Origin of the sequence: Kitasatospora sp. NPDC057500, assembly GCF_042802195.1 — a bacterium.
Classification (GTDB): domain Bacteria; phylum Actinomycetota; class Actinomycetes; order Streptomycetales; family Streptomycetaceae; genus Kitasatospora.
Genome location: NZ_JBHVER010000298.1, coordinates 1 through 7091, shown reverse-complemented (window position 1 = coordinate 7091; position 7091 = coordinate 1). Strand labels below are relative to the sequence as shown.

Sequence of the window (7091 nt, the reverse complement as noted above, 5' to 3'; positions counted from 1 at the left end):
GCTCGGGGGCGCCCCTCTTGCGTGGTCTCCCGCCCGCTCAGCCGGCGAGAGCGGCCTTCACCGCGGCGGCCACCCGGCCGCCCTCGGCCAGGCCCTCGACCTTCGGCCGCACCAGCTTCATCACGGCGCCCATGCCCTGCGGCCCGCTCGCCCCGCTCTCCGCGACGGCGGCGGCCACGATCGCCGCCAGCTCCTCGTCGGACAGCTGCTTGGGCAGGTACCCGGCCAGCACCTCGCCCTCGGCCAGCTCCCGCGCGGCCTGCTCGGCCCGTCCGGCGGTGCCGAACGCCTCGGCGGCCTCCCGGCGCTTCTTCGCCTCCCGGCCGATGACCTTCAGCACGTCGGCGTCGGACAGCTCGCGCTTCGTCTTGCCCGCCACCTCCTCGCTGGTGACGGCGGCCAGCGTGAGCCGGATGGTGGACGAGCGCAGCTCGTCCCGGTCCCTGATGGCAGCCGTGAGGTCCTCCTGCAGCTGCTCCTTGAGCGTGGTCATGGCCCCGAGTCTCCCATCCGCGAGGTTCCGCCGCCCGCCATTAACCCGCGCCCTCCCCGCCCTCCCCCTCCCCATTTAAAGTGGTTACATGACCGATGAGCGAGCCCCCGGCCTGGTCCTGCACACCCCCGGCGGGGCGCGGTTCCACTTCGACCCCGGCACGCTCTGCCTGGAACTGCTGCCCACCGGCGGCCCCGGCCGCTACGCCCGGTACGAGGTGCTGCACCGCCCCGCCGACCTGGCCGACTGGGCCGGCCGGTCCCGGCTCGGCCTGCCGCCCGGCGCCGTCCGGATCACCGACGACCAGCTCACCGCCGCCCGCGCCCTGCGGGACGCCCTCTGGCGGCTCACCGCGGCCCGCGCCGCCCACGGCACGGGCGCCGGGGACCCGGCGGACTACGCCGTGCTCAACCGTGCCGCCGCCGGTCCCCCGCTCGCCCCGCAGATCGCCCCGGACGGCACCGCGGCGGCGCCGCTGCCCGGCGACGGCGACCAGCTCGCCTCCACCGTCGCCCGCGACGCCATCGCCCTGTTCACCGGCCCGTACGCGGACCGCGTCCGCGAGTGCGGCGCCGACGACTGCCGCCTGCTCTTCGTCGACACCTCGCGGCCCGGACGGCGGCGCTGGTGCTCGATGGAGCGGTGCGGCAACCGCCACAAGGTCCGCGCCCTGCGCGCCCGGCGCGAGCAGCAGGACGAGTGACCCGGTGCGCGCCTCCCCGGGCGGGCAACCCTGCGCCCACCGGCAGTTCACCTGCTGATCCGCCGTCTGAGAGCATGGACCGATGCGACCGCTGTACTCCGTTCCCCTCGGAATCGCCGCCACCGGCGCCGCCTGCCTCGCCTACTCCGCTGGGTACGAGGTCCGTTCCTTCCGCCTCCGACGGGTCGAGGTCCCGGTCCTCCCCCGAGGCGCCCGCCCCATCCGGGTACTGCAGGTCTCCGACATCCACATGGTGAGCAACCAGGGGAGGAAGCAGCGCTGGCTGCAGAGCCTCGCCGGCCTGCGCCCCGACCTGGTGGTCAACACCGGCGACAACCTCTCCGACCCGCTCGGCGTCCCGGCCGTCCTGGACGCGCTCGGACCGCTGATGGAGTTCCCCGGCGTCTACGTCTTCGGGTCCAACGACTACTACGGCCCCGCCCGCAGGAACCCGGCCCGCTACCTCAAGGCCATGCGCAGCGGCGTCCACGGCATGAACAACCCCGACGGGACCGCCGCGCGCGGCATCTCCGGCGCCGTCCACAACCCGTGGGAGAAGCTGCGCGACGGCTTCGACGCGACCGGCTGGCTGGACCTCACCAACACCCGGGGCCGCCTCACCGTCGCCGGCCTCGACCTGGAGTTCACCGGCCTGGACGACCCGCACATCCGCCGCGACCGCTACAGCGAGGTCGCCGGCGGCCCCTCCGCCGACGCCGACCTCTCCCTCGCCGTCGTGCACGCCCCCTACCTCCGCGTCCTCGACGCCTTCGCCGCCGACCGCTACCCGCTGATCCTCGCCGGCCACACCCACGGCGGCCAGCTCTGCGTCCCCTTCTACGGCGCCCTGGTCACCAACTGCGACCTCGACGCCAAGCGGGTCAAGGGCCTCTCCACCCACCAGGCCGGCGGCAGCCGCTCCTACCTCCACGTCTCGGCCGGCTGCGGCACCAACCGCTACACCCCCGTCCGCTTCGCCTGCCCCCCCGAAGCCACCCTCCTCACCCTCACCCCGACCACGCGCTGACCCGCCCGCCCCGCTCGCCGAGAAACCGGATTTCGTCTCTCGGCGAGCGTCCGGTAGAGTTCTACTCGTCGCGAAGGAGACGGAGCGGCAAACAGAAGGACCGGGGTGTGGCGCAGCTTGGTAGCGCGCTTCGTTCGGGACGAAGAGGCCGTGGGTTCAAATCCCGCCACCCCGACCCAGTCCAGAGGGCCTATCGGAGAAATCCGGTGGGCCCTCTGGCGTTGTGCGTGGCCGCCCGGTGTTGATCGAGCCTCAGGGTCAGGACCGCCGACCGTTCTTCCGAACGCGTTTGCCCACCTGGCTCCAGACGTGCCGGTGGCGGGCGACGGTGAAGATCAGATCGACCCGGCCCGGGGACAGCACTACGGGCCCGCCCCTCAGGATGGAGGCGATCCGGTCCCCGTCGATGACCGCCACCCCAGGCTTGGCCCCGTGGGTGATCCTCCGAGCGCCCACGACGGCGATGACAGGGCGCACCGGGACGTCGAAGCCGCACCACTCCGACAGCAGTCCGGCTGTGCGGCTCGCCTCGAACTCGGAGTTCTCCAGGTACGGAAAGCCGTTCCGGTTGACCTTCACGACCCTGTCGCCGACCCACACCGTGGCGCCGGGGTGATGCTTCGAGTTGATCGTGAAGACCCCCGGCGGCCCGATCACCACGTGGTCGATGTCGGCCCCGGAAGGCAGCGGTACACCATGGAGCACCTTCCAGCCGGCGGCCTTCAACGGCTCCAGCCGAGCCCCGACGATCCGTTCGCCCTCCAGGCCGCGCAGCGTGCTCGAATCGCCGAGGCGCTGACGGGAGACCTTCGCGGCCAGACGCACGAGAAGGCTGTACCGCTCCTCCCCCTGACGCACCAGGCTCTCCAACCCGGCCCCCGGCCGATTGCGCGCGAGGTCGTCCCCCTCCCCCATCGGCGGAAGCAACGGAACCGCGGGCCGCCGCGATTCGCCCCTGCGCAGGACCGTGCGCGGCGGCACCTGCTGCCCCGAGGAGCGGCACCACTCCTCGACCTTGGCCAGCGCGAGAGCCTCCAACTCAGGGACGTTGACCGTGACGACCCCGGTCCTGCAGTCCATCCACGCAACCGAACCGTCCCGCACCCCGGCCCTGTTGACGTAGAGCCGCTCCTTCCCCGGCACCCGCCACGGCTTGACCACCAACTCCGCCATACGGCCCTCTCCCCCGGTCCCCCACCCGCCCGGAATGAGCATGCCCACGCACCGATGCAGCGGAACACGGAACCGAGCCCGGACAAGCCGGTTCGAATGCCGGCGCGGTCACCGGCGGGGGGTGACGGGGGCGAGTGGGGGGAGGTGGGATTCGAGGGTTTGGGCGGCTTGGAGGGCGAGGTCTTCGCGGTAGGGGCGGGTGATGAGTTGGACGGCGGTGGGGTGGTGGGGGTGGTGGGGGGTGAGGCCGGTGGGGAGGGTGAGGGCGGGGAGGGCGGCGAGGCTGGTGGCGGTGCAGAGGTTCATCGCGGTGGCGACGCGGTCGCGGGAGGCGGGGTCGCGGGATTCGAGGCTGGGGGTGGGGATGGGGTCGGTGTAGACGGGGGCGAGGAGGAGGGGGAAGTCGTCGAGGAATTCGGCCCAGGCTCGGCGGATGGCGAGGCAGGTGCCCATCAGGGTCATGAACTCGGCGGAGGAGGCGGGCCGGGTGCGCGCCATGACGGGTGAGAGGTAGCGGTCGCCGCCGGGGCCGAGGAGGGGGCGGACGGACGGCCAGTCGGGGGCGAACTCGGTGACGGTGAGGAGGTCGTAGGCGGCGAGGGTTTCGTCGAGGAGGGGGACGTCGGGGACTTCGCGGACGTCGTAGCCGGCGTCGGCGAGGACGTCGGCGGCGGTGGCGACGGCGGCCCGGGCGGTGGGGTGGACGCCGTGGCCGCCGGGGTCTGCGACCACGGCGACCTTGACGGGGGTGGGCAGCGGTTCGCCGTCCAGGGGGGCCGGGACGGCGCGCGGGTCGCGCGGGTCGGTGCCGGCGAGGAGTTCGAAGGCGAGCCGGAGGTCGGCGACGCTGCGGGCCAGCGGGCCGTCGGTCACCAGGAGTTGGGAGGCCGGGCCGGGGTCGGCGGGGCCGAGGACGCGGTGGTCGGCGGGGAACCTGCCGTAGCTCGGTTTGAGGGCGGCCACGCCGCAGAAGGCGGCCGGGACGCGGAGGGACCCGCCCGAGTCGTTCCCGAGGCCGAGGGCGGCCATGCCGGTGGCGACGGCGACCGCGTCGCCGCCGCTGCTGCCGCCCGGGGTGACCGACGGGTCCCAGGGGTTGACGGTGTCGCCGAAGAGCTCGCTGCGGGTGTGCATCCCGGCCAGCACCAGGGTGGGGATGTTGCTGTGCCCGATCGGGATCCCGCCGGCGGCGCGCAGGCGGGCGACCGGGGGCGCGTCGGCCGGGGCGACCAGGTCGCGGAAGCGCGGAACGCCGAAGGTGGTCGGGACGCCCTCGATCGGGGTGGTCTCCTTCACCGTGAACGGCACCCCGGCCAGCGGGCCGAGCGGTTCGCCGGCGGCGCGGCGGCGGTCGGTGGCGGCGGCCCGGGCGCGGGCGCGGTCGGCGAGGAGCTGGGTGATCGCGTTGACCTCGGGGTTCACCTCGGCGATCCGGGCCAGGTGGGCCTCGATGAGGTCGGTGGCGGAGATCTCGCCGGTGCGGACGGCGTGGGCCTGGGCGGTGGCGGTACGGGCCCAGGGGAGGTGTGCGGGTGCGGTGTTCGGCACGGAGGACTCCAGGGGGAGGACGCGGGACACGTAGTGATGCGCTCGTATCGGAAGCGTAGTGTAGGAAGCGATACAGGTGCATCGGAATATGGAGGAGGCCGGACGTGCCCAGGCAGGTGGACCTCGACGAGCGGCGACGGGTGATCGCCGGGGCGGTCTGCCGGCTCGCCGACGAGAGCGGGCTGGAGGGCGTCACGGTGCGGGACGTCGCCGAACGGGCGGGGCTCTCGATGGGGGCCGTCCAGCGGTGCTTCCGCACCAAGGAGGAGATGCTGGTCTTCACGCTCCGGCACGTCGGCGGGCGGATCGAGCGGCGGGTACGGGAGCGGTTGGGCGGCAGCCCGGCGCAGTCGGCGGCGAGCGCGGTCGGCTACGCGGCCGAGGAGTTGGCGCTGCTGCGGGCCGACCACCGGTCCGAGGCACGGGTCTGGCTGGCCTTCGTGGCGCAGGCGGCGGTGAGCGAGGCGCTGGCCGGGCCGCTGCGGGCGGCGTACGCGGCGTCGGAGGCGCTGTTCCTCGGGCTGCTGGCCGAGGCGGGCACCGACGACGGGGCCGACGACGGGGCGCGGGCGGTCGAGGTGCGGACGCTGCTGGCGCTGGTGGACGGGCTGACCGCGCACGTGCTGGTCGGGCGGCTGACGGAGCGGCAGGCCGGGGAGGTGCTGCACGCGCACCTGGAGCGGCTCTGGGAGCGGTGAGCCGTACTCAGCGGGGGCCGGCGGCGGCGTGAAAGGCGGCGTGGAGGGTTTCGCGGAGGGTTTCGCGGAGGGCCGGGGCGGACGAGTGGTCGGCGCGCCAGATCAGGCGGAGGCGGAGCGGGGCCGCGGCGGGGGCGGCGAGGGGGTGGAGGGTGCCGGTGGCGAGGTGGGCGCGGACGGCGGACTCGGGGAGCAGGGCCATGCCGAGGCCCCGTTCGGCGCAGGCGCGGGTGGTGGCGATGTCGCCGGTGCGGAGGCGTTCCGTGCCGGGGCCGAAGAGCCGGTCCCCGGCGAGGCGGAAGGAGCAGCCGGGGCCGTTCACCAGCAGCCGCTGACCCGAGGGCGGTGAGCCGGGGGCGGCGACGAGGGCGAGCGGGACGTCCTCCAGGTCGAGGTGGGCCAACTGGACCGGCGGCAGGGCGAAGCCGAGTGCGCCGAGCGGGCCGGGGGCGTCCAGGAGGAGCACGGCGTCCAGGCTCCCGGCGGCGACGCCGTGCAGCAGGCGGTCCCGGGCCGGGTCGGTGTGCAGGGCGACGTCGAGGCCCGGACAGCGTTCGGCGAGCCTGGCGAGCACCCCGGGCACGTGGGTGGCGGCGACCGCGCCCAGGGCGCCGAGCCGCAGGACCGGCCGGACGTCGGCGACCTCGCGGCGGGCCTGTTCGGCCTGGTCCAGCAGGCGGCGGGCCCAGGGCAGCAGACGGTGGCCGGCCCGGGTCGGGGTCATACCACGGGGCGAGCGCTCGAACAGGGCGGTGCCGAGCGAGCCCTCCAGGGTGCGGAGTTGCTCGGCGACCGAGGCGGGCGCGAGGCCGAGGGCGATCGCGGCGCCGGTGACGGTGCGGTGGACGACCACCGCCTCGAAGGTGCGGAGCTGTCCGAGTTCCATGCGCGGTCCGTCCCCCTGGTGTCCGACGCGGGAGTCCAGGGTACGGCGGCGGAGGCTCCGGTTTCGGCCCGTCCGAGGGCATCCTGGCGGCGAATAACATAGAGGTCGTCCTCTTTGTTTGCCGAGGTGTTTGGAGCCACTCGTGGCAAGGGCCATGCAGGAACGAGCCGTGCGCACCCGCGAGTCCATCCTGCGGGCCGCCGCGCAGGTCTTCGACGAGTACGGCTTCAGCGGGTCCAGCGTCAGCAAGATCATCAACCGGGCCGGGACCACCCAGGGGGCGATGTACTTCCACTTCAAGTCGAAGGAGGACCTCGCCAGGGCGGTCATCGACGAGCAGACCTCCGACCTCGACCTGCCGCAGCGGCCGGAGGGACTGCACCAGCTCATCCGGACCAGCCTCTACCTGGCCGACGAGCTGCGGGGGAACGTGCTGCTGCGCGCCGGCGTGACCCTCGCCGTCGAGCAGGGGCAGTTGGGACTGCGCGACCTCAGTCCGTACGAGATGTGGGCCGACCGGTTCCGCGCCGAACTGGAGGCCGCCCGGCGGGCCGGCGAGCTCC

General features: G+C 74.2%; 8 protein-coding genes and 1 tRNA gene. 5 read left to right on the top strand and 4 right to left on the bottom strand.

Going from position 1 to position 7091, the window contains the following annotated elements; translation table 11 throughout:
- Window positions 1–37: 37 nt before the first annotated feature.
- A complete protein-coding gene (locus tag ACFU74_RS34910; protein WP_344338877.1) occupies window positions 38–493 on the bottom strand; it encodes a GatB/YqeY domain-containing protein in 456 nt (151 codons plus the stop codon).
- Between the two features lie 88 nt (window positions 494–581).
- Between ACFU74_RS34910 and ACFU74_RS34905 the strand changes: the two genes are divergently transcribed.
- The 3 genes from ACFU74_RS34905 (at window position 582) to ACFU74_RS34895 (ending at window position 2398) form a co-directional block, all read left to right on the top strand.
- The gene (locus ACFU74_RS34905) at window positions 582–1196 is read left to right on the top strand and encodes a CGNR zinc finger domain-containing protein (protein ID WP_380764159.1); all 615 of its coding nucleotides are present in this window, start codon (window positions 582–584) and stop codon (window positions 1194–1196) included.
- 82 nt (window positions 1197–1278) lie between these two features.
- Window positions 1279–2223, top strand: a complete 945-nt coding sequence (locus ACFU74_RS34900) for a metallophosphoesterase (protein WP_380764158.1) — start codon at window positions 1279–1281, stop codon at window positions 2221–2223.
- A 101-nt stretch (window positions 2224–2324) separates the two neighbouring features.
- A tRNA-Pro gene (locus tag ACFU74_RS34895) sits at window positions 2325–2398 on the top strand.
- A gap of 83 nt (window positions 2399–2481) precedes the next feature.
- On the opposite strand, the gene ACFU74_RS34890 is transcribed toward ACFU74_RS34895, so the two are convergent.
- Both ACFU74_RS34890 and ACFU74_RS34885 read right to left on the bottom strand, forming a co-directional pair.
- Window positions 2482–3396 carry a nuclease-related domain-containing protein gene (locus tag ACFU74_RS34890; protein ID WP_380764157.1) on the bottom strand — a complete coding sequence of 305 codons (915 nt, stop codon included), beginning with the start codon at window positions 3394–3396 and terminating at the stop codon, window positions 2482–2484.
- 108 nt (window positions 3397–3504) lie between these two features.
- Window positions 3505–4944 (bottom strand): amidase, encoded by a 1440-nt coding sequence (locus tag ACFU74_RS34885; RefSeq protein ID WP_380764156.1) that lies wholly within the window; start codon window positions 4942–4944, stop codon window positions 3505–3507.
- A 104-nt stretch (window positions 4945–5048) separates the two neighbouring features.
- On the opposite strand from ACFU74_RS34885, the gene ACFU74_RS34880 reads away from it, so the two are divergent.
- The gene (locus ACFU74_RS34880) at window positions 5049–5642 is read left to right on the top strand and encodes a TetR/AcrR family transcriptional regulator (protein ID WP_380764155.1); all 594 of its coding nucleotides are present in this window, start codon (window positions 5049–5051) and stop codon (window positions 5640–5642) included.
- A gap of 7 nt (window positions 5643–5649) precedes the next feature.
- On the opposite strand, the gene ACFU74_RS34875 is transcribed toward ACFU74_RS34880, so the two are convergent.
- Window positions 5650–6528, bottom strand: coding sequence for a LysR family transcriptional regulator (locus tag ACFU74_RS34875; protein ID WP_380764154.1), 879 nt, complete (start codon window positions 6526–6528; stop codon window positions 5650–5652).
- Between the two features lie 169 nt (window positions 6529–6697).
- Here ACFU74_RS34875 and ACFU74_RS34870 point away from each other — a divergent pair.
- On the top strand, window positions 6698–7091 hold a 394-nt coding region (locus tag ACFU74_RS34870; protein WP_380764153.1), incomplete at its 3' end, for a TetR family transcriptional regulator.